Below are 21,451 nucleotides of genomic sequence, written 5' to 3' on the forward strand. Positions count from 1 at the left end.
TGAACGCAAGGCTTGCCGGATCGATTTTCGAAAATATAGAGTCCTCGCATGACACTGGTCCACGTGCCGCAAGGCACGCTGCGCGGCGTCGCCGCTCAGGGCATCTACTTCTTCGGCAGCGTGCCGTACGCGGCCGACCCCATCGGGCCCCTACGCTTCCGGCCGCCCGCGCCACCACCGTCGTGGGACGGCGAGCGCCCGGCGACCGCACCCGGCCCCGCGGCCCCCCAGGTTCCGTGCTACGGCGCGGTCGGCGAGGTCTTCGGCACCGTCCTGCCACAGGACGAAGCCTGCCTGACCCTGACGATCCGCACCCCCGACCTGGGCGCGGCCAAGCTGCCCGTGCTGGTGTGGTTGCACGGCGGCGGGTTCGTCCTCGGCTCGGGCGGCGAGCCGCTCTACCAGAGCGGCGCCTTCGCCCGCGACGGCGTGATCGAGGTGAGCATCACCCACCGGCTGGGCGTGGACGGCTATGCGGTCGTGGGCCCGGCGGCCAACCTCGGACTGCGCGACCAGCTGGCAGCGCTGGCCTGGGTGCGCGAGAACATCCACCTGTTCGGCGGCGATCCGGAGCGCATCACGCTGGCCGGGCATTCGGCCGGCGCGATGGCGGTCGCCTGCCTGCTGGCCTCGCCACTGGCCCAGGGCATGGTGGCCGGTGCGATCGTGCAGTCGGCCACGGCACCGCTGGCCGTACCCCTCGCGACCGCGGCCCGGATCGGCCGTCGGCTCGCCGACGCGCTCGCCATCCCGCCCGATGACCTCCTCGCGCTGACCGCGGTGCCGCGCGCCCGGCTGCTGGAGGCGCAGCGCGTCGTGTGCGACGACGCCTTCGAGAGCAGAGATGTCGAGCGGTACGGCGAGGCCGCCATGGCAGGGATGGCCTTCTTCCCGGTGTGGGGGGACGAAGTGCTGCCGCAGGAGCCGCTGGCCGCTCTGGCGGCCGGCGCCGCGCGGGACGTGCCGCTGCTGGCCGGTACCACCCGGCAGGAGACGCTGCTCATGATGGCCCACGCGGTCGGCAGCAGGACGCCGCCCCCCGAGGTCGGCGCGCTGGTGCTGGAGGCGGTCACCGCCGAGATGGGGCGCCCGGCCCCGGAGCCGCAGGGACGCTCGGCCTTCGAGCTCGCGGTCGAGCTGACGACCGAGGCGGGCTTCCGGCGGCCGACCCTGGCCGTGGCCGAGGCGCACGCGCCGCACGCCGAGGTCTTCACCTACCTGTTCGACGGGCCGGACCCCGTGCACGGCGCCGAACTCCGGCACGTCTTCGGTTCCGGTGACGTCCACGACGCGTGGGTCGCCTTCATCGCCAAGGGCCGCCCGCCGTTCTCCACATCGACCGTTCTGAGAGGGACGCCATGACGACCGAGGAGATTCTGCGCAGGCTGACCATACTGGAGGATCGCGAGGCGATCCGCGACGTGCTCCACCGCTACGCCAGGGGCGCCGACCGCTGCGAGCTGGAACTGTTCAAGTCCTGCTACTGGCCGGACGCCACGGACGTGCACTGGTTCTACAACGGCAACGCCCACGCCTTCGCCGACTACGTGATCCCCCTGCTGGCCGAGATCGACAACTCCCAGCACTCGATCACCAACCCGGTCATCGACCTGGACGGCGAGCGCGCTTTCGTGGAGAGCCAGTTCTACGTCATGCACCACATCCCGCTGGGCGACGGCCGCCACGTCGACCAGCAGCTCGAAGGCCGCTACATCGACGTCTTCGAACGACGCGAGGGCCAGTGGCGGATTCTGCACCGGCAGACGGTTGTCGAGGCGGGCCGCGAGTTCGTCGTCGAGGACATGCACCGGGACGTGCCCGAGGAACTGCCCCTGCGCGGCAGGCGTGCGCCCGACGACCTCGTCTACGCGGGTGTGACCATCCTGGACGAGAAGATCGTCCCGATCGACGGCATGGACCTGTGGGAGCAGGCCCGGGCCCGCCACCGGGAACCGGCCACCCGTGGCTGACCTGGTCACCGGCCGCCCGCCGATGACCCGCACGGAATGGGTCGACAGGCAGCTGCGTGAGGCCATTCTGTCCGGCGAGCTCAAGCCGGGAGAGCGTTTGCTGACCGCGGCCCTGACCGAGCGGTTCTCGGTCAGCCCGAGCCCGTTGCGCGAGGCGCTGGCCAGGCTCGCCGGCGAGGGCCTGGTCGATGTCTCGCCGCAACGCGGCGCCAGGGTCGCGCCGCTGTCGCTGCGGGCCTGCAGGGAACTGCACCAGCTGCTCACCGTCCTGGGGCCGTACGCGCTGGAACTGGCGCTGGCCGACCGCGACGCGGCCTGGCTGGAGGCGGTGGAGGAGGCGGCCGCCGCCTTCGCCGCCGCCTGGGTGCCTGGGACGCCGCCGCCGCAGGCCGAACGCGCCTTCGCGCACCTGCATCTGACGCTGGTGTCCGCCTGCGGGTCGGAGTGGATGATCAAATTTGTCCGGACCCTGGTCGAGAACTCCGGCCGATACCGGGTGGCCTGCCTGAAGCACGCCGACCGCGCGCCGTTCGCCGCCGTCCACCGCGACCTGGTCGCCGCCTGCCGCGGCGGCGACGTCGCGGCCGCGCGGGCCGCCATGACGTCGGCCTTCACCCGTACGGTCACCGTCACCGAAGAGCTGGTCGACGCCGGACTGCTGGAGGTCGAAGATGGCTGAGATCACCCTGTCCCCCGCTTCGGGGCTGACCCTGCCCGGCTACCTGCGGCACGTCGCGGCGGGCACGCCGGCCGCGACGTTCGTGCGCGAGCCGGACGGCGCCGAACTCGGCTATGCCGCGGCGCTGGAAGAGGCGACCGCCATCGCCTCGGGCCTGATCGCGCTCGGCGTCGGGCGCGGCGACCGGGTCCACCTCCACCTGCCCAACAGCGCCGCCTTCCTGACGCACCTGCTCGCCGTCGCCGAGATCGGCGCCGTGGCCGTGCCGACCAGCCCCGAGTCCAGCAGCGACGAGCTGGCCTACGTGCTGTCGCACAGCGGATGCGTCGTGTCGGTCAGCTCCCTGCTCGGCCGGCCCGCCGTCGAGGAGGCCCGCGACCTGTGCCCCGACTTGCGCGACATCCGCGGCCCGGGCGAACTGGCCACGCTGGGCCAGCACCGGACCGCCGCCGGATGGCCGCCTCCCGACTCGCTCGACCCGGTGGCGATCCTCTACACCTCGGGCACGACGGGCTGGCCGAAGGGCGTCGTGATCACCCACGCGAACCTGCTCATCGCCGGCGAGGTCGTCGCCGGACACCTGCGCCTGCGCCCCGACGACCGATGGCTGGTCACCCTGCCGCTCTCGCACGGCAACGCGCTGTTCTACTCCGCCATGTCCGCCCTGGTCACCGGCGCCTCCATGGTCGTCTGCGACGGCCTGGACCCGGCCGGCTGGGTGGAGCTGGCAGGCGGCCACGGCGTCACCGTGACCAGCTTCTTCGCCTCCGGCATCCGGCGGCTGCTGGCCTCCCCCGCTCATCCGGCCGACCGCGACCACACGATCAGGGCCGCGCTGTTCGGCCAGCCGCTGACCCCTGCGCAGCTGAGCGCCTTCGAGACGCGGTTCGGCCTGCCGCTGCTGCAGATCTACGGCATGACCGAGACCGTGAGCCCCGTCCTGATGAACCCGCTATACGGCCAGCGGCGCAACGACACGCTCGGCCTGCCGGTGCTCGGCTACCCGTTGCGCGTGGCAGGTTCCCCGGATGCCCCCGGCGAACTCCTTGTTGGCGGCACGCCGGGGGTGACCCTCATGGCCGGCTACTACAACGCGCCCCAGCTCACCTCCCGCGTCATAGACGACGGCTGGCTGCACACCGGCGACCAGGTACGCCTCGAGCCTGACGGCTACGTGTCCTTCGTGGACCGGCAAGCCGACATCCTCAAACCCGACACAGAGAACGTCTCCGCGGGAGAGGTCGAGCGGGTCCTCGCCGAGCATCCGTCCGTGCTGGAGGCCGCCGTGACCGGCGCGGCCGACGACGACGGCGGGCAGCACGTGGTGGCCTACGTCGCCGTCCGCCCCGGCGAGGACGTCACCGCCGAGGAACTGCTCGACCACTGCAGGGTACGGCTGTCACCGTACAAGGTGCCCAAGGACCTGCACATGGTTGCCGACCTGCCGCGCACGCCCACGGGCAAGGTTCGCAGGCACGCGCTGGGCGGCGAGCGATGAGCGGGCACGAGTTACTGCCGACAGGTCGGCAGAGCGTGGCCTCGCTGCTGACCGAGCGGGCCGCGGCCACGCCGCACGCGCCGTTCCTGCTGTTCGAGGAGGGCGCCTACAGCTACGCCGACACCCTGGACTTGGCGCGCAGCGGCGCCGGCGCCCTCGCCGCCGCCGGTGTAGGACGTGGCGAGCGCGTGGCGCTGGTGCTGGGCAACGTTCCCGAGTACTTCGCCTGCTGGTTCGGCGCGGCCCTGCTCGGCGCCGTCGTCGTGCCCATCGGCCCGCAGGCCGGCGCGGACGAGCTGCGGTACGCCGTCGGGCACGCGGGCTGCCGGGTGGCCGTAGGCCCGCCGGGCTCCGCCGTACCCCCGGAAGTGGACCTGATCACCGGCCTCGGCGATCCCACGGCAGTCCCGCCCGGCCCGGCGCCCTCCCCGCTCGACCCGCTCGCCGTCCTGTACACCTCCGGGACCACCAGCAGGCCCAAAGGCGTCGTCGTCACCCACGCCAACTATCTGGTCGCCGGCGAGGTCGTCGCCCGTCACCTGCGGATGCGCCCCGAGGATCGCTGGCTGGTGACGCTGCCGCTGTTCCACGCCAACGCGCAGTACTACTGTGTGATGTCGGCGCTGGTCACCGGCGCCTCCGTGGCGGTGATGCCGCGCTTTTCCGCCTCACGCTGGGCCGAACAGGCCCGCCACCACGGGGCGACGCTGGCCAGCCTCTTCGCCGCGCCCCTGCGGATGATCCTGGCCCAGCCGCTCGGCGACGAGGACGCCGCCACCTGCCTGCGCGCGACGCTGTTCGCGCAGAACCTGACCCCGGCGCAGCTGAGCGCCTTCGAACAGCGCTTCGGCTGCCCGCTCCTGCAGATCTACGGCATGACGGAGACCATCGCGCCGCCGCTGATGAACCCGCTGTACGGCCGGCGCGACAACATGACGATCGGCCGCCCCTCGCTGCCCGGAGGCGTGAGAGTCGTGGCCGGCGAGTTGCGGGTCCCGGGCCGGCCCGGCGTCACGCTGATGTCCGGCTACTTCGACGACCCCGCCGCCACCCGGTCGGCCATGGACGGCGGCCTGCTGCGCACCGGTGACATGGTCACGCTCGAACCCGGCGGCCTGCTCGCTTTCCACGACCGGGCCAAGGACATGATCAAACGCTCGGGCGAAAACGTGGCCGCCGCCGAGGTGGAACGCGTCGTCAACGAGCATCCCCTGGTGTTCGAGTCAGCGGCGGTCGGCGTGCCCGACCCGGTCCGCGACGAGGCCATCAAGGTGTTCGTCGTCCTGCGGCCCGGCGCTTCGGCGGACGCCGGTGAGATCATCGCGTTCTGCGCCGACCGCCTGGCCTCCTTCAAGGTTCCCACCTTCGTCGAGTTCATCGACGCCCTCCCCCGCACCTCGGTCGGCAAGGTCCGCAAACACCTGCTGTAGCAGGTGGGTGCCAGAACTCGGCCACACTACGCGACCTGCGCATACTCGTGGATCAGCCCATCGAGACGATCGCGGCGGATGACCTCGATATCGACTCCGACCGAGGCGGGCGAGGCTCGTAACGGAGCAGCCTGCCCCAGGGACCGGTGCGGACGGTGCTGGTTGAAATGAGCCTCGTACGCGGCCAGCACCCGGCGCAGATGGCGAGCGTTGACGATCAGCATCCGGTCGAGAACCTGCCAGCGCAGGCCGCCACGACAGTCGCGGTCGGGCCACCTGACGACGCAGCACCGCGAGTTGTTGGCGCAGCATCAGGATCTCGACGTCCTTCGACGTCTCGGAACGGACCAGTAGCATCAGCCAGCCTGCGAGTCTGAGGAAGATCAGATAGAGCAGCCGCAGCGCCATGAGCAACGATCATGCATAGTGAAGCCACACACGGCCAGCCCGACATACACCTTCGGGAGTGCTCCCGCAGAAGAGGCGACAGATCGTGCCGATGGCACCGGCACCAGGGACCAGGGCCAGGTAGAACAAGGGTCAACCTCAGGGGCCAACACATCCTGCCTCTGCAACTCCATCCGCAGCAGCAGTCGTTGCCCGCAACGTACGAGCTCGAGCGTCGAGGCTATCTTCGTCCTGCAACTAATCGATAAGGGCCGCTACTCAGGATGAGAAAGGCTCATTCGTTCTGTTCCTCCTTGAACACGATGTACATCGCCTCGTCTGGACCCAGGATTAAGAGTCTGCGCCCATGGCCGCACCGAAAGATACCGTCTGATACATCCCGCCAGAAGCGGCCGTCCTCGTCGGCATCGGCCCACACGCGCAACCGTCGTTCCGGGCCGCCCATGCGGCGGATGGGGCCGTCGAGGAGCTCATCCAAGAGATGAGAGACAAGCTCGCTCGATTCGTTGCCGGTGGCCTCTTCAAGGCAGGCGGCGCGAAATGCCTCGACCTCCGTGAGGAACTCCATTGTTTCCAAAGACTGGAGCCCGCCCCCCACTGTTCCTCCCCACCACGCGTGGTCGTTCGCAGGGTCGCCCAGTTCGAGTGGATGAGGTTCCTTGATCGCGTCGACCCGGTCGTCCGGATCGTCATCCTGAGCTTGCGGGTCGTCGGGCACGGAGAGCTCGTCCAGGAGATAATCGTTGACGTATCGCTGACTCCACGCAGTGCTGCTCCACCACTCTCGGACGGCACCCATGTCGGCAGAGGAGGGCAGCTCATGTTGCATCCACCCGACCTTGAACGAGGCGTAGCCGTAAAGATCCAGCGGGGCACGGAGGGCGGCTCCGGCGCAGATGGCGCGCAACCTGGCCTCGGCCAGCGCGTGGCTCTCACGCTCGAGCCGAGGATCGCTTTCGCACCAATGCCCCGCGAAGGAGCAGGCCGGGTCATGGCCGATCCCGCGATCACCTACGCGAGCGACACTGACGCGGATCAGTCTGGAAAAGAATGTGAAAACGACATGCGTCTCATCCGGGACGCCGCCGCCGGCGGGGTCGGTGACAGTCACCAGCACCGCCTCCTCGGCCCAGTCGTGGATTAAAGCACGAAGAGCGGCGTACATCAGTCCGACGCGCCTCGACGCCGGTGTGCCGAACAGGGCACGCTCGATAGCTGTGGCCGCCTCGGAGACGGGGATCGGCACACAGGAGAGCGGCTCACGCGTTGGCCCGTCCGGAGACAGGGCGGGGAACACTCCGGAGTTCAGGAGGGAGGTGATCCCTAACACGGCGGGATGATCTGTTCTCTCGCGAAGATCGACAAGGAGACGCGCGTCACGCGCCTCATGCTCGGGAGCGTCTTCCTCCAGCCACTGGTTCAGCAGATGAGCACAAGCCGCCACCTGCATCTCCGCGTGCCAGAGGGGTGAGTCTCGGCCGTCCTCGCACGCGTGTCCAAGGAACTCGCAGATCGTAAAATCCAATGAAGCCCTCTCACGAGTTTCTGCTGCGGATGGAGTTGCAGAGGCAGGATGTGTTCTCCCGCACGATCTGTCGCCTCTTCTTGGGGGAGCCACTCCCGAAGGTGTGTCGGGCTGGCCGTCTGTGGCTCAATAGAAGCCTCGGCGAGAGAACCCGTCCCGTCACTGGTCTGCCTGCTCGGCTACCCCGGCGCGCGGCTGGAGGAGACCGGCGACCCCATCGACGCAATCCAGAACTCTCTACTGGTCGACGAAGGCGAGTCTGGCTCCGAGTGCGACGAAGGATCCGGCGAAGACTCGGCCGATCCAGGCCATCACCCGAGGCCGCGAGGTCACATGGTCGCGTACAGAGGCGGCGAACAAGCCGTACGCGGCAAAGACAACGAGGGTGAGCAGCATGAAGACCGCGCTCAGTTCGAGCATCCGTGGCAAGGAGTCAGGCTCGTCGGCCGTCACGAACTGCGGCAGGAACGCGACGAAGAACATGGTCAGCTTCGGGTTGAGGATGTTGATCAGGATGCCGGACATGATCACCCGGGTCGCCGGGCGGGACGTGGCCAGCGTTTCCACAGCGATCACGTTCTTGTCCTTGAGCGTGGCCCATGCCATGTACAGGAGATATGCCACACCGAGATATTTCAGGGTCTGGAAGGCCGGCGCGCTGGTGTGCAGGACCGCCGCAAGCCCGGTGATCGTCGCCGCCATGTGCGGAACGATGCCCAACGTGCACCCGATCGCCGCGACGAGGCTCGCCCGGCGTCCCCGGGAGAGTCCTTCTGACAGCGTGTAGATGACACCGGTGCCTGGCGTGGCGACCACGACCAGCGTGGTCACGAGAAATGCGATGCTCACACCGGAGAACCATGCCGCCATAATGGCTCGATGGAAAGGTCCAAAGATGGCGGATCTCATGGGTCCAAAGCGTCGGGGTCGGATTTCCTGCAGCTCGATGTCGACCGCGCGCCCGTGGGCGGGATGGCGGACTGGTTGACGCAGCACCTCAGGCAGGCGATGGCGGACGGGCGTTTGCCGGTGGGCAGCCGGCTCCCGGCCTCGCGGACACTGGCCAAGGAACTGGGCGTGTCACGTGGCGTCGTCACCGAGGCCTACCAGCGGCTAAGCGAAGGCGGACAGGTCGCAGGACGCGGCCGGTCCGGAACGATCGTGGTTGCCGCTCCAGTGGAGACGCGATCCGCCACGCCCACGCCTGCCGTACCGGCTGTGCTGTTCGCCTCAGAGCCTCGCGCGGAGGTCTTCGACACCCTGCGCGCGGTGCCCGCGCGCATCGACCTGTCGCCGGGACTGCCCGATCTGACGGCATTTCCGCGTACGGCGTGGCTGCGCACGGAGCGCGCGATGTTCGACGAGCTTTCGGCGGCTGACCTCGGCTACGGGGATCCTCGCGGCGCGCCGCGGCTACGGGCGGCCGTGGCGAACTGGCTCGCGCGCAATCGCGGGATCATCGCGGACCCCAGCCAGGTGATCATCATGGCCGGCATCGCGCAGATGCTCAGCCTGCTCGCACAGGTGCTCTACCAGGAGGGGGTACGCGAGGTGGCCGTGGAAGATCCGGGATCGCTGGGGGCGCGCCAGCATCTGCGCAGCCGGCAGCTGGAAACCCCGCCGATCCCGGTCGACGCCGACGGGCTTCGCGTGGACGAACTGTGGGCGCGGGGGGCAGCGGCCGCGCTGGTGACGCCGGCCCATCAGTTCCCGACCGGGGTGGTGCTGGGCGGCCGCCGGCGTCGAGAACTGCTGCGATGGGCCGGCGAGGGCGGGCTGATCATCGAGGACGACTACGACGCCGAACACCGCTATGACCGGCCGCCGGTCCCGGCGCTGCGGGCGATGCTCGCTGAGCAGGTCTGCTACGCCGGGAGCGTGTCCAAGCTGCTGGCCCCCGGGCTGCGGGTGGGCTGGGTGCTCGCGCCGCCCAAGTACCACGACGCGCTGACCGAGGCCAAGCGGTTCGCCGACCTCGGCAACGCCGTACTGCCGCAACTTGTACTCGCCCGGCTCATGGAATCGGGCGAGATGGAACGCCACCTGCGGTTCCTGCGCAGGCGGCATCGCCGCCGCCGGGACGCGATGATCGAGGCGATCGCACGGTACCTTCCCGGCGCGACCGTCCACGGCGCGTCCGCAGGACTGCACTTGATGATCACCTTCGACGCCGGCTTCGCCGACACCGACCTCGCCAAGGTCGCGCTCGCCCGCGGCGTGAAGGTGCAGCCGCTGTCGTGGCACGCCCAGCGCCCGCAGCGGCCCGGGCTGGTCCTGGGCTATGCGGCAAACACCTCGACCGACATCGCCGAGGGCGTAACCGTCCTCGGCGAAGTTCTGCGTCGGCTCCATCGGTGAATGCCCGGCCAGCGCCGCGGAGCAGCAGGTCGCCGGCAGGCGTGCATGAAGTACGGCTGTGGGACAGCCACCTGCCGTCCGCTGGGCACCCCGCTGACCGTTGCGACCGCGGCGCGTTCGCGGGCCGGAGTCTTCCAGCGTGGTCATCACGGTGCCGCGGGCGGGCGGGAAAGCGGTGCGTAATCTCGTGCAATCTCCGGACCTTTCGCGCTGAGGCTTCTCGTTGGTGATCCAGCCGTCAGAACCACAGACCGCAGTCGTGAGCGTTCTTCATGTTGATCGGTCGTACCGCTTCTGGAGCGAGTTCACTTCTCGGTGCCGCCCACACCTGTAGCGGCGTGGCTACTGGGCGCCCGATGGCGGGTTCAGCCCGTACCGGGCGATGATGTCCGGCAGCCACTCGGCGTTGCCGAACTGCAGGCCGTAGTCGGCTGCGAGTGCGGCCATCTTGTCCATTGGGGGCGGGCCGCCCGCCACCAGGTCGGCCATATCGCGGAAGAAGCCTTCGAAGCCCGCCGGGCTGATCACCTCGATCATCCGCGCGGGCACCGTGCCCGCGTTCCACATCGCGTGCAGCTCGCCGCGTGGCTTGGTGATGTATCCGCCGGGGCCGAGCACGACCTCACGGTCACCGGAGCGGAAGCCGATCTCCCCCTCGGTCACGATCGAGTACTCGTCCTCGCGGGTGTGCAGGTGCGGCGGGACCAGCGCGCCGACTGGGAACGGGTGCTCCACGATCGACACCGCTCCCCCGGTGTCCTGACCCCAGAGCTTGAAGACCACCCCGATCGACCCGAGGTTCCCCTCGCGGCCCTGGCCTGGCTGCACGATCGTCAACGGTGGGGGCACGACGTCACTCATGGCGACTCTCTCCATTAATATTCGGTGTACAGTTCTGTACTCTAAAATTGTTCGGGATGGAAGGCTGGCCGTCAAGAGTTGAGTGAACAGCCCCGTACCACCAAATCCAGGTCGTACGAGATGCGCAAGAGGGCCGACCAGGTCGCGCAGACCCGGGAGCGGATCGTCGAAGCGGCGGTCCACCTGCACGGCACCGTGGGCCCGGCGGCGACGACCGTGGCCGGAATCGCGGCGGTGGCTGGCGTCACCAGGCTCACCGTCTACCGGCACTTTCCGGACGAGGAAGCGATCTTCGCGGCCTGCTCGGCGCACTGGCTGTCCCGACGGGTCCCCCCGAACCCGAGCGCCTGGGCACAGGTGGCCGACCCCGCCGAGCGCCTGCGGGTGGGCCTCACCGACCTGTACCAGTTCTATCGCGACGGTCGGGAGATGCTCACCCACGTCTACAGGGATATGGCGGTGCTACCCGATACCCACCGACGAACCCTGGAAGATCGCCAAGAGCTGTTCCACACTCTGCTGGCGGAACCATTCCCCGCAGACCAGCGGATCCGCGCCGTGATCGGGCATGCCATCTCCTTCTGGACCTGGCGATCCCTGTGCCTGGACAACGGGCTCTCAAACGCAGAGGCCGTGGAGCTGATGAGCGCCCTGGCGGACCTGGGCCGTTAGACAGTCAGAGCTCCGCGGAGTCCTCTTCACACTGGCAGACGAGGTAGGAGTACAGCCACGCTCCTTGGCCTCGTCGCAGGTCAGCGTCTCCAGGTCATCGGCTCCTCCCCTATCCCTTTAATGAGCGGTAGGTGTCACCCAGCTCGCGAAGCTTCGCACCGGTGTCTACATCGAACACCACCACACCACCATGGGTGTGACTGGCCTCGAACCCCAGCGCAGCCACCCCCACCCCGTCATGGAACGCCGGGGTCACCTGCACCCCACCGCTGAGATCCTTGTTACGCCACCGCTCCCGCAGCGTCACCGCGTCGACCGCCCACACATCGTTCAGGCCGCACACCACCAGCGGGTCACCATGTAGGGCCGGACCTGGGTCCGCGTCGAACTCCTGCTGCAACGCGCCGGTCTGCCGGTCGCGGACCGCGATCCCCTGGCTGTCAGCGACGAACAGGCGGTCACCGACGACCACCGGCGCGGTTGTGATCGCGGGTTCGTCGTCCTCGTCGTCGAGCGGTTCGAATCGTGGATCCGAGCGCCACACGAACGGTGCCGGTGCGAGCGTCGACCGCAAAGACGGCACCCACGGCGGCGCCGAAGTACAGCGTGTCGTCGGCGAGGGTCGGCCCACCCACTACCGGCCGGCGGCTGCCCGCCCTAAATTAGAGTCGCGAACTCGGTGGCCCACATGTTCTGCAGGTCTATCGCAACTCTGTCGACGCGGATCGCCAGATGCAGGTAGCGGCCCGACGATGCACAGAGCCGACGTGACACATCGTCCACCGGCCCCCAGAGCCGGTAGACGGTCGCCCAAGGACGCCAGTCGGAAACGCGCCGCCGCTCTCGGCTACCGACCGGACCGGTACTCGTGGATCGCCTCGACGACAGCCTCCACATCGGCATCATTGTTGTAGTAATGGACTGCTATCCGCAGCAGGCCCGACCGTGGGCTGGTGACGATCTTGCGCGCGGCCAAGAACCGGGCCAGGCGGTCCGGTGCCGGATCATGGACGGCCACCATCGGTCCACAGTCGTCCTCGGATGCTGGTGAGGCGAGCCTCTCACCCATCCCGGCCAGCCCCGCCCGTAGGTGGCTGGTCAGCCCGCGCACGTGGGCGCGCGCGACTCCGGCGTCGAGGGTGGCCAGCAGCTTCAGCCCCGCCACGGCGCCGTAGGCGGCGACCACCGGAGGGGTACCGACCTCGTAGCGCCGGGCGGTGGACGGGAAGTCGAGCTCCCGGGGGTTGAACTCGAACGGGTCCACTCGCCCGAACCACCCCGTGAGCTGCGGGTCGAGCTCGCGGTTCACACCTCGGCGCACGTAGAGGAACGCCAGCCCGGGGAGCCCCAGCAGGTATTTGTGCGTGCCGGACACCAGGTAGTCGCATCCGAGCTTGCGAACGTCGACCGGCTCGACGCCTAGGCCCTGGTAGGCGTCCACGAAGACCTGCGCCCCACGATCGCGCGCGAGCTCCGCGATCCGCTCGACCGGCAGGCGCTGCCCATGACGGTAACTGACCAGGGGGACGGACACGAGACGGGCCGGGCCGTCCATCGCCTTCTCGTAACCCTCGGCGGTGGCGAATCCGCCTTCGGTCTCCGCGTATCGGACGGTCGCGCCGTTGGCGCGTTGTGCGAGCCATACGTGCGCGATCGACGGGAACTCCAGTTCGGTCGTCACGACCGCTTCCGCACTTCCACCGGAAGCCCGAGGCGACCTGATAGGCGCCCTCAGAAGCGCTGGAGACCACCGCGACGTCGTCGACATCCGCCTGGATCAGCGCTGCAAAGTGCCTGCGCGCTTCATCGACGCGGGAGGTCCACCATTCCCAGGGGCTGCCGTGCTCGAACATGGTGGATTGAAACTCGGTCAGCGCCGCGGTGAGCGCGTCTGACATCGCGCCAAGGCTGCAGGAAGCGAGATAGACCGTCCGCTCCAGCACCGGGAACCGGCAACGGAAGGACTCACTGCTCAGACTCACCGTTGGCTCCTCCATCGTGCGCCAGCAGGTTTCCGAGCCGGTTCAGCGAGGCCCGTGCGGTGCTCAGTCCAGACCGGTCACGGGCCGCGCGAAGATCGCTCAGGCGTGCCAGCCCGCTGATCACGGCCTCCAGAGGAGGCCCGCTCGCGGTGATGCCCCTCGCCTGGCCCTGCGGCTCGGTCCCGGCCGGCGCTTCGAGAAAGGGCTTGACGAGCTTGTGGTGGTGGAAAGTGTAAGCGGCGCCGTGGGCTCGGCAGATCGCCAGGAAGAGTTCCGCATTGTGCCGGAACTGCGGCGTGAGAGGGCCCAGGGTAGCTTCGCGCAGGAAGGAGTCCAGCAGCGTTCCGCCGCTCACGGCCGACCTCAGCCGGCTCTGGTCTTCGGGCGGCACGTAAGCGTACTTCTCCGCCAGGACGTGCTGGTAGAAGGGATCCCGCGCGCTGCATACGCCGAGCAGCAGGTCGATCTCATTGATGGCGGCGAAGTCTCCGGCGTTCGCGCCGCGGTACTCCGCGTCGCCGACGCGGTATGTCTTGAAATAGGGCCGGATGTTGAAAAAGAAGCGGTCCACGTCGAGCGTCTCGCTGAGCGTGCGGTTGAAGCGCAACACGTCGTCGAGCGCCGCCCGGGCGTCCTCGAACAGGTACGTTGCCAGCGGGCTCGAGACGCCCATCGCGGGTATCCGCCGTAGCGCGGCGGCCGCGCGCTGGTAGGCCAGCACGGCAAGCCCGTTGGTGGTGATGAAGAGGCGCTCATCGTCGAGCGCGGTGAAGGTCCGGTAGGTGTCCCGGACGGACGGGTTGAAGAGGGATTGGTGCGCGAAAACGTACCGGGGGGCGACCCCGAGCGAGGCGCCGAGCAGGCCGGCGAGCGACCAGGCGGGCGACAACGCCCCGGCGTTCACGCCTCCCGGCAGGTCGGCCTCGTGCCGGCGGCATGCCGCCAGGTAGAACCCCACGAGGCCCAGGAGTTCGTACCTCTCCTGCGGACTCACGGGTGGCTTACCCTCATCGGCGATCTGGGAGATCAGCCTGGAGCCCTCCCGCACGATCGCCTGCTTGAGTTTGTCTAGGTCTGGGCGGTCGGTCAGGACCTCGCTCCGGGCGGAGAAGTACGCCTCTTCGAGCTTGGTGTTGAGGTCGACGAACTCGCCTCTGATCCACTGATCGAGCAGGTCGATGGCGGTGTTCGCGCGTCCGCCGGGCGCGATCGCCGCCTCGCCTTGCGTGCCGGGGATCGTCGTTCCTGTGTTCACCTTTCCATCCTGGCTATCTAATGGCTCCCCCTAACAGGTCCAAACCCACTGCATCTCACAGGTCCATAACGTTGGCACCGGCTTCGAAAGCGTCGCGCCTTCCTTCCCCTCACGACTTGAGGGAAGCGACGTCGCGGAGCACGTTCAAGTGTCCGCCGTGGAGCTCGACTTCAGGTCCCGCGTTCAGATCGCTGCATGGGTGGTCGAACGGTGGCCACGGTCGAAGCAGTGGCGGACTCGGCTGAACGGACAGATCGATCAGCGGACCGACTATGGCACGGCTGGGTACGCCGATCGGCCCGCACGTCGCTTCCCGCGGGCCATGACGAGGCTGGATCCAGCCGCGGCCGGCAACGGACAGTGGCCTACGATGGTGATCATGCAGGTCGACAAAGTGACCGAGATCCTACGTGAAACCGCGCAAGCCATCATCCTGCCTCGATACAGAGCGCTGGCACTCGGCGACGTGATGGAGAAGTCGCCCGGCGAGGTCGTCACCACTGCCGACCGCGAAGCCGAGGACCTGATCACGTGCCGGCTCCGTGGCGTGCTCGACGCCCCCGTTGTCGGTGAGGAAGCAGTGGCGGCCAACCCCCGGCTCATCGACGCACTTTCTGCGGCCGACACCGTCTGGCTGGTCGATCCGCTGGACGGAACCGCCAACTTCGTTGCGGGCAGCCCCGACTATGCCGTTATGGCGGCACTGGTCCGAAACGGACACACCGTGGCTTCGTGGATCGTCCGCCCTGTCTGCGACCGCGCTTATGTCGCCGAACACGGCGCCGGCGCCTGGCGTGACGGCGTCCGGGTGAGCCGAGTCCCGGCATCGGACGATCCCGCCAGGCTGCGCGGTGCCGTCCTCACCAGATTCCTGACACCCGCGGCCAGGACCCGCGTCGAGGGCGTGGCGTCCCGATTCGCCGCGCTGGAGCCCGGGGCGCAATGCTCAGGCGTCGACTATCCCCGTCTGGTCGACGGGGAACTTGACTTCGTCGCGTTCCGGCGCATCCTCCCCTGGGACCATGCCCCCGGTGCTTTCTTGCTCACCGAGGCCGGAGGTGTTGTCCGTCACTTCGACCACACGACCTACCGCCCCACTGACACTCGGCCAGGACTGCTGACCGCCGCCGGCGCCTCCTGTTGGCAGGCCGTCCGGTCGGTCTTGCACCTCTGACCTCGCTTACGACCTCGTGCATGGTTAGCCGTGGCCTGCGGCGTGAGTGATCGTTGATCTACGTATGGCGAGGATTGTCAGGCGTTCGATCGTGGTGAACAACAGTCGACGCCGGATCGGCGCAGGCGCCCGACACAAGCTGGTCTTCGTTGACCGGCTCCTGGCCACGCTGGTCCACCTGCGCCATGGCGTCACCCATGATGTGCTGGGCTGCTGGTTCGGCGTTGATCGCTCCACCATCACCCGCGCCATCGGGCAGATCCGGCCGCTGCTTGCTCAGCGTGGATGCCGCATCGCCCCCGGCCGCAGACTCACCACGTTGGCCGAGGTGATCGCCTACCTGGGCGACAACGACCAGACGGCCATCTTGGACACGGGCCGAGATCCGTGTGGCCGCCCGGCGGCCGGCACCGTGGACCGTGCTCGTTTCGTCTCGGGCAAAAGCAGGATCAACACGGGTGAAGGCGATGGTGCTCACCGACGCCCACGGCGCGGTGCTCTACTGCGGTCAGGTCTGTGCCGGATCGGTCGCCGACATCACCCAGGCGCGACAATCAGGACTGGTGGAGCTGCTGTCCGATACCCGGAACTTGGAGATCTTGGCCGATGCCGGCTATCAGGGCCTGGGCAGCCAAACCGGAGGCCAGATCGTTACTCCACCGCGCAAACGCCGCGGCAAACACCTCGATGACCTGCAGTGGTTGATGGCCCATCATGACGCGGCCCGCCACGCCCACGCCGCCCGCCGGCGACCGGTCGAGCACGGCATCGCTCACCTGAAGAACTGGCGAGCCCTGGCCCGTCACGGCCGCCGCGACCACCTGCCCGAGATCATCACCGCCATCGCGGGACTTCTGTCCGACCAGCAGACCGCATAGAAGGCCTCATCACAGGCCGCCGCGCCTCAATCCCAACGCGGCCATACCGAGCGCGGCGAGCGAGCGACTCTGCCGCATGCCCTGAGGGACGCCGGCGCCCTGGGAGATCCCGGGGATGTCGGGGGTGTCGGCGTCGCCGTACCCCCAGGCCAGCAGCTGGGTGACGTCGAACAGCCAGGCAGCGTGAACGAGCCATTACTGGAGGACGACCCGCGACAGCTGGGCCCCTATGACATCGTGGGCCGCCTCGGCAAGGCGGCCATGGCGTCGTCTACCTAGGACGAACCGAATCCGGCGAACAAGTCGCCGTCAAACTCCTCCATCCCGGCCTGCTGACCGACTCCGACGCCAGAAGCAGATTCCTGCGCAGGTGGACATCGCCCGACGCGTAGCCAGATTCTCCACCGTCCCCGTACTCCACGCCGACTTCGCCGGCCAACGACCCTACATCGTCAGCGAGTACGTCCCAGGACCCTCCCTGCACACCCTCGTCACCCTCGAAGGACCACGCCGCGGTGCCGCACTCGACCGCCTGGCCATCAGCACCGCCACCGCACTGGCCGCCATCCACCGCGCCGGAGTCCTGCACCGCGACCTCAAACCCGCCAACATCCTCTCGACCCCCGACCCACCTCGGGCACCACCCCGCAACCAGCCCCTGAACCCTCCACTGCCACACCCCCGACGTTTTGGACCCCGCCCGAAAATCCCTTCACCTGCATTCCCTCGACGTGCTGACACCGTCTGACGGCAGGTGCTTGTCCTCGGACGGTGAGGCCGAGTCCGCCCCGAAGAGCTTCGGGGCAGCCCGGCGTCACCCCGTCAACGGACACACCAGGCATCCGGCACCATGAACCAAGGCGCGATATGCGCCCTCGAACGCTTTCCAGATCGCCACGATCATGACGATCGCTCAGCCTGTAGCCTGACGCCGTGGAGGAGATCTGGCGTCGGCTCGAGGGTTATCACGCGATCGTCTACTTTGCCCCAGAGACCGAGGCGGTCTACACCGCGGCGGGACTCAAAGGCTTTTGGATGGGCTACTTCGCCACTCGTTCGGCCGTACTCGGGGCCGTCTCCGCTGACGTGGTGACCGCATCCTTCTACAACTTCGCCCCTGCGCGGGTTGCCCGCGCCCTCCCCGACGCCTGGGCGTTCTGCTCGCCTGACACCGCTTTGAAAGCCCGGCTCAAGGTGGTCGATCAGTCGCTCCGACGCCTGGTCGGCGACCTCGTCGCCGACCAGCTGACCGCCGAGGCCGCCGCACTCGCCCGGCGCGCGGTCGAAGCCTCCCCGCGCGCAGGACGGACCCTGTTCGCCGCGCATGCCGTGCTGCCCGTCCCCGCCGAGCCGCATTTGGAGCTGTGGTGGGCGGCGACCGCTCTACGAGAGTTCCGCGGTGATGGGCACATCGCGGCGCTAATGGCGGCCGGACTGGACGGGTGTGAGGCAAACGTGATGTCGGTGGCGATGGGAGTGGCCCCGCAGCAGCAACGCGATTACCGCGGCTGGACCGAACAGGAGTGGACCGCGGCCACGGACCGTCTGCGCGATCGCGGCTGGCTCGCCGCTGACGGAACCCTCAGCGCCGAAGGGCGCCGCAGGCGTGACGCGGTCGAGGCCACGACCGAGGAGCTCGCCAAGCCCGCCCTGGCCGCCCTCGGACCGGAGGGGATCAGTCGGCTCACCGAATGCCTTCATCCCCTCATCCAGCGGATCGTCGACGGGGACGCCATCCCTTTCCCCAACGCGATGGGCCTCCCGCGAATCCGGCTCAACTCCGGCTGAGACAGGCTTTCTCGGCCTGCTGCCGTTACCGGCCGACGCGACGGAGAGCATGAAGGCGGTCGATGCCTCCTTCGCGATCTGGGCGGAGTTGTCGAGCGAGGCTGGCAACGGCTCGGGCAACATCCCGGAGCTGAGACCGGAGGCGGTCACCAGGCTGGCCAGCATCTCGTGGTGCACACGGGTCAAGCCCGCGTGCGGCCCACGGTAGCCGCGCAATTCGCGGGCGGCGCGGCGATCAACTCTCCCGGCCGGCAGCTGCGGAGCCCGCCCAGCGCGCCACGGTGACGTCGCTGACCGCGGGGCGGCTGGCCCAGCTTCCGCCCGATAACCGGCCGCTGCCTTCGGTTGCGGTCTATGACCAGCTACTGCGGCGCCGATCCAGCGGTCGGGGCTCCTCCAATAAGGGAGAGACGCAATGACGTTCAACCGCAATCGCGGACTGGCCGAGCAGGCCGCGGAGACTGCTGCGGACACCGCCTGCCGGATGCTGCGGCTGCCAACTATTCGGGCGAAGTTCCCCGAACTCGCCGAGGCCTCCGCCCGCGAGCAGATGTCCTACCGCGGGTTCCTCGCCGAGCTGCTGATGGTCGAATGCGACGACCGAGCACGACGAATACAGCAGAGGAGGGCCGTGGGGTTGACGCTTGATCGTTAGGGTGATCGTCGTCGTGTTGGTGGCGGTGTCGGAGGTTGCGTGTGACGTCGGGCGATCGGACCGCGTTTCCGCTGTCTGGTCGAGTGGTGTCGGCGCGAAAGTTGGCGGAGGCGTTCACGCCGACCGATGCTGAGGCGGACTGGGCGCGAGGCCTGCTTTTCTGCAGACCGGATCGAACGGCCGTTATGTGCGAGATGCCATGGCCTCTCAGGGCCGGCGGCCGGTGAAGCAGAGGAACTCCGTCTGTGGGTCGGCATCGGCGGGGGGCGCGACCCTCGGCCCGAAAGCGCCGGTGGCCTGAAGCGCGGCGTAGTGGGGTTGCAAGGTCTGGTAGGTCCTGGCGACGGCGTCGCCATCCAGGCTCTCGTCCCCGCCGACAGCGCGGGCCAGGTCCCAGGTGTGCACGAGCAACTCCAGGGCGCCGATCGCGTCGGCGGCCTCCTCCACGGCGACGATCCTCCCGATGGGGGCAGGGAAGGTCTTGGTAGCCAGCCGCGGATCGGTGAGGATGCCGAACATGCCCGCGCGGCATTCGGCGAACGCAGCGGCCAGATCGGCGTCCAGGGCCACCTGCGGGGCATCGGCCATGCTGGAGACGCCGACGCCGTGCGCCGCCTGCGGCCGGGTACCGCGCACTGCTGCGATGACCCCGCGGTGCCCGTTGATGACGTGAGCGACGACATCACGGGCCGTCCACCCCTGGCAGGGGCTGGCACAGTCCCATCTGTCGTCTGGTGTCGCCTCGATCCGGGCCAGGAATGTGCCGGCGAGGCGAGCGTACCGTTCTGGGATGTCCGACATGAGATGACCACGCCTCTCGTATATCCAGTCAGGGGTGCGGTGGGTGGTTCAGATGCGGTTGAGGATGCCTTCCAGGGCGCGCATGACGCCGGTTTTCCAACCGCCGCCATGATCGTGCGGGCCCGCTGCTGGGCTGGGTTATCCGGGTCGAAGCCCTCGTGCACTAGGAACAAACGGGTGCCGGTGCCTTCCGGCTGCAGGGTCCAGGTGATCGTCCAGTCCGCGCCGTTTCCGCCCGTGGGATTGGCCTCCTGCCATCCGATCCGGAGCATCTTCTCGGTCTCGAAGGCCAGCACATCGGCCTGGACCGTGCCCGAGAAGCCGGTGGTGGGCATCGCAACGGCCTGCATGGCGTACCGGTGGCCAACCTTGAGCCGGAAGTCGCCGGGCATCAGCCACTGGGCGATCAGCTCCGGCTCAGTCAGTGCCCGCCACACCTTGGCCGGCGGGTGCGCCAAGAACTGGTCGGGGCGGACCGCGGTCAGATCGTCACTGCTCATGACGCATCGTCGTCCATGGAATCGAGCAGATCGCGCAGCCCAGTGAGCTTCTCGCGCCAGAACCGCTCGAACGGGCTGAGCCACTCCTGCACCTCGTTCAGCGGAACCGCCTCCAGCCGGTAGAGCCGCTGCCGGCCTACCTTCCGCTCGCTGACCAGCCCGGCCTCCCGCAACGCCTTCAGGTGCTCGGAGAAGCTGGGGCGGGCCATGTCGAAGTGGCCGGCCAACCGCTGGACAGGCTGCGACCCCTCCTCGCACAGCAGCCGCAGCACCTCCCGGCGCACCGGGCTGGCCAGGGCGGCGAAGATTCGGTCCTCGGGTGCTTCTATAGCGGCCATCGGCGGATCAGAAGTCCGCGAGGGCCGGCGCGGACAGGACGAAACTGTTTCCATCCGGGTCGGTGAGGGTGGCCTGCCGGCCCCAGGGCAGGTCCGTGGGGCCCTCGATCGCGCCACCAGCCTTCGCGAGCTGCGCGCAGTCGGCGTCGAGGTCGGTGGTCTCCAGCATGATCCCCCTCGCGCTGCCCCGGGGTGAAGCCCTGCTCGGCGGTGGACAGCGCGAAGCTGGTCTGCGCGCCTTTGGGTGCCACCTGGAGCCAGCGCACTGGCCCCATCTGGCGGTCGACGAGTACGTCGAAGCCGAGGGCGCCGACCTAGAAGTCCTTGGCCAAGTCCTGATCGGCGACGGGCAGCGTAACGAGCCTGGCGTGCGTGATGTTCATGAGCCCACTATATGTAGGAAATTTCCTACCTGTCACATGGATCGGCCAGCGGGCTTCAGCGGGACGGCCCGACCAGGCTGCCGCGTACGTCATCGATGCCTTGACCGAGACCTTGGAGGGTTCCGGACCGCTCGACCGACACGTCCGGCCGCTGGTCGGCTTCCTTGCCGGTGTGCTGACCGAGTGGGCCTGCGAACACCTGCTGAGGATCCACGTCGCCACCGAGCCAGACGACGCTCCGCTTCACGACGAACTGCACCTCCTCGTGCGCGATCACGATGGAAGAGCGTGCCGGC

General features: G+C 68.6%; 24 protein-coding genes and 2 pseudogenes. 14 read left to right on the forward strand and 12 right to left on the reverse strand.

Annotated elements, in window-relative coordinates:
* The first annotated feature begins 48 nt into the window (after positions 1-48).
* Genes ABFX55_RS18775 through ABFX55_RS18795 form a run of 5 tightly spaced genes read left to right on the forward strand, consistent with a single transcriptional unit; the run spans position 49 to position 5,577 of the window.
* Entirely contained in the window at positions 49-1,362 is a 1,314-nt protein-coding gene (locus tag ABFX55_RS18775; RefSeq protein ID WP_346122714.1) for a carboxylesterase family protein, read from the forward strand.
* Entirely contained in the window at positions 1,359-1,970 is a 612-nt protein-coding gene (locus ABFX55_RS18780) for a nuclear transport factor 2 family protein (protein WP_346122716.1), read from the forward strand. The genes ABFX55_RS18775 and ABFX55_RS18780 overlap by 4 nt, the downstream gene beginning before the upstream one ends.
* Positions 1,963-2,649 carry a GntR family transcriptional regulator gene (locus tag ABFX55_RS18785; protein WP_346122718.1) on the forward strand — a complete coding sequence of 229 codons (687 nt, stop codon included), beginning with the start codon at positions 1,963-1,965 and terminating at the stop codon, positions 2,647-2,649. Before ABFX55_RS18780 ends, ABFX55_RS18785 begins: the two co-directional genes overlap by 8 nt.
* Positions 2,642-4,147: a class I adenylate-forming enzyme family protein gene (locus tag ABFX55_RS18790; RefSeq protein WP_346122720.1), complete on the forward strand. Its 1,506-nt coding sequence runs from the start codon at positions 2,642-2,644 to the stop codon at positions 4,145-4,147. Before ABFX55_RS18785 ends, ABFX55_RS18790 begins: the two co-directional genes overlap by 8 nt.
* A gap of 35 nt (positions 4,148-4,182) precedes the next feature.
* On the forward strand, positions 4,183-5,577 hold the full coding sequence (locus ABFX55_RS18795; protein WP_346122722.1) for an AMP-binding protein: 1,395 nt from the start codon (positions 4,183-4,185) through the stop codon (positions 5,575-5,577).
* 26 nt (positions 5,578-5,603) lie between these two features.
* Here the strand turns inward: ABFX55_RS18795 and ABFX55_RS18800 are convergent, their stop codons facing one another.
* The 3 genes from ABFX55_RS18800 to ABFX55_RS18810 all read right to left on the reverse strand — a co-directional run bounded on the left by ABFX55_RS18800 (position 5,604) and on the right by ABFX55_RS18810 (position 8,380).
* Positions 5,604-5,825 (reverse strand): integrase core domain-containing protein, encoded by a 222-nt coding sequence (locus tag ABFX55_RS18800; RefSeq protein ID WP_346124091.1) that lies wholly within the window; start codon positions 5,823-5,825, stop codon positions 5,604-5,606.
* Positions 5,826-6,259: 434 nt separating this feature from the next.
* On the reverse strand, positions 6,260-7,435 hold the full coding sequence (locus ABFX55_RS18805; protein WP_346122723.1) for a hypothetical protein: 1,176 nt from the start codon (positions 7,433-7,435) through the stop codon (positions 6,260-6,262).
* Between the two features lie 312 nt (positions 7,436-7,747).
* The gene (locus ABFX55_RS18810; protein WP_346122725.1) at positions 7,748-8,380 is read right to left on the reverse strand and encodes a LysE family translocator; all 633 of its coding nucleotides are present in this window, start codon (positions 8,378-8,380) and stop codon (positions 7,748-7,750) included.
* Positions 8,381-8,389: 9 nt separating this feature from the next.
* Between ABFX55_RS18810 and pdxR the strand changes: the two genes are divergently transcribed.
* Positions 8,390-9,868, forward strand: coding sequence for a MocR-like pyridoxine biosynthesis transcription factor PdxR (gene pdxR / locus ABFX55_RS18815; protein ID WP_346122727.1), 1,479 nt, complete (start codon positions 8,390-8,392; stop codon positions 9,866-9,868).
* 342 nt (positions 9,869-10,210) lie between these two features.
* Here the strand turns inward: pdxR and ABFX55_RS18820 are convergent, their stop codons facing one another.
* On the reverse strand, positions 10,211-10,729 hold the full coding sequence (locus tag ABFX55_RS18820; protein ID WP_346122729.1) for a cupin domain-containing protein: 519 nt from the start codon (positions 10,727-10,729) through the stop codon (positions 10,211-10,213).
* Between the two features lie 120 nt (positions 10,730-10,849).
* Here ABFX55_RS18820 and ABFX55_RS18825 point away from each other — a divergent pair, with 120 nt between their 5' ends.
* A complete protein-coding gene (locus ABFX55_RS18825) occupies positions 10,850-11,401 on the forward strand; it encodes a TetR/AcrR family transcriptional regulator (RefSeq protein WP_346122731.1) in 552 nt (183 codons plus the stop codon).
* Positions 11,402-11,510: 109 nt separating this feature from the next.
* Here ABFX55_RS18825 and ABFX55_RS18830 read toward each other — a convergent pair whose 3' ends face one another.
* From ABFX55_RS18830 to ABFX55_RS18840, 3 genes are all read right to left on the reverse strand, one after another.
* Positions 11,511-11,975, reverse strand: coding sequence for a PQQ-binding-like beta-propeller repeat protein (locus ABFX55_RS18830; protein ID WP_346122733.1), 465 nt, complete (start codon positions 11,973-11,975; stop codon positions 11,511-11,513).
* A gap of 273 nt (positions 11,976-12,248) precedes the next feature.
* Complete coding sequence (locus tag ABFX55_RS18835) at positions 12,249-13,082, reverse strand: aminotransferase class V-fold PLP-dependent enzyme (protein ID WP_346122735.1); 834 nt, start codon at positions 13,080-13,082, stop codon at positions 12,249-12,251.
* A gap of 284 nt (positions 13,083-13,366) precedes the next feature.
* Entirely contained in the window at positions 13,367-14,638 is a 1,272-nt protein-coding gene (locus ABFX55_RS18840) for a monodechloroaminopyrrolnitrin synthase PrnB family protein (RefSeq protein ID WP_346122737.1), read from the reverse strand.
* Between the two features lie 379 nt (positions 14,639-15,017).
* On the opposite strand from ABFX55_RS18840, the gene ABFX55_RS18845 reads away from it, so the two are divergent.
* The 7 genes and pseudogenes from ABFX55_RS18845 (at position 15,018) to ABFX55_RS18875 (ending at position 19,133) form a co-directional block, all read left to right on the forward strand.
* Entirely contained in the window at positions 15,018-15,812 is a 795-nt protein-coding gene (locus tag ABFX55_RS18845) for an inositol monophosphatase family protein (protein WP_346122738.1), read from the forward strand.
* 64 nt (positions 15,813-15,876) lie between these two features.
* Positions 15,877-16,041: pseudogene (locus ABFX55_RS49840) on the forward strand (helix-turn-helix domain-containing protein); the annotation flags it as partial.
* Between the two features lie 238 nt (positions 16,042-16,279).
* The gene (locus ABFX55_RS18855; RefSeq protein ID WP_346122740.1) at positions 16,280-16,690 is read left to right on the forward strand and encodes a transposase family protein; all 411 of its coding nucleotides are present in this window, start codon (positions 16,280-16,282) and stop codon (positions 16,688-16,690) included.
* 229 nt (positions 16,691-16,919) lie between these two features.
* Positions 16,920-17,438 (forward strand): protein kinase domain-containing protein, encoded by a 519-nt coding sequence (locus ABFX55_RS18860; protein ID WP_346122742.1) that lies wholly within the window; start codon positions 16,920-16,922, stop codon positions 17,436-17,438.
* Positions 17,439-17,623: 185 nt separating this feature from the next.
* The gene (locus ABFX55_RS18865; RefSeq protein WP_346122744.1) at positions 17,624-18,478 is read left to right on the forward strand and encodes an SCO6745 family protein; all 855 of its coding nucleotides are present in this window, start codon (positions 17,624-17,626) and stop codon (positions 18,476-18,478) included.
* A 49-nt stretch (positions 18,479-18,527) separates the two neighbouring features.
* Positions 18,528-18,686, forward strand: coding sequence for a hypothetical protein (locus ABFX55_RS18870; RefSeq protein WP_346122746.1), 159 nt, complete (start codon positions 18,528-18,530; stop codon positions 18,684-18,686).
* A gap of 207 nt (positions 18,687-18,893) precedes the next feature.
* Entirely contained in the window at positions 18,894-19,133 is a 240-nt protein-coding gene (locus ABFX55_RS18875; protein ID WP_346122747.1) for a hypothetical protein, read from the forward strand.
* A gap of 207 nt (positions 19,134-19,340) precedes the next feature.
* Here the strand turns inward: ABFX55_RS18875 and ABFX55_RS18880 are convergent, their stop codons facing one another.
* From ABFX55_RS18880 to ABFX55_RS18895, 5 genes and pseudogenes are all read right to left on the reverse strand, one after another.
* Positions 19,341-19,934, reverse strand: a complete 594-nt coding sequence (locus ABFX55_RS18880; protein ID WP_346122748.1) for a TIGR03086 family metal-binding protein — start codon at positions 19,932-19,934, stop codon at positions 19,341-19,343.
* 188 nt (positions 19,935-20,122) lie between these two features.
* Positions 20,123-20,434, reverse strand: a pseudogene (locus tag ABFX55_RS49845) (SRPBCC family protein); the annotation flags it as partial.
* Positions 20,431-20,772 carry an ArsR/SmtB family transcription factor gene (locus ABFX55_RS18885; RefSeq protein WP_346122750.1) on the reverse strand — a complete coding sequence of 114 codons (342 nt, stop codon included), beginning with the start codon at positions 20,770-20,772 and terminating at the stop codon, positions 20,431-20,433. The pseudogene ABFX55_RS49845 and the gene ABFX55_RS18885, both read right to left, overlap by 4 nt.
* A 7-nt stretch (positions 20,773-20,779) precedes the next feature.
* Positions 20,780-20,941 carry a VOC family protein gene (locus ABFX55_RS18890; protein WP_346122752.1) on the reverse strand — a complete coding sequence of 54 codons (162 nt, stop codon included), beginning with the start codon at positions 20,939-20,941 and terminating at the stop codon, positions 20,780-20,782.
* Between the two features lie 269 nt (positions 20,942-21,210).
* Entirely contained in the window at positions 21,211-21,432 is a 222-nt protein-coding gene (locus ABFX55_RS18895; protein WP_346122754.1) for a hypothetical protein, read from the reverse strand.
* Positions 21,433-21,451: the final 19 nt, after the last annotated feature.

Origin of the sequence: Nonomuraea roseola (genome assembly GCF_039535395.1) — a bacterium.
Taxonomy (GTDB): Bacteria; Actinomycetota; Actinomycetes; order Streptosporangiales; family Streptosporangiaceae; genus Nonomuraea; species Nonomuraea roseola.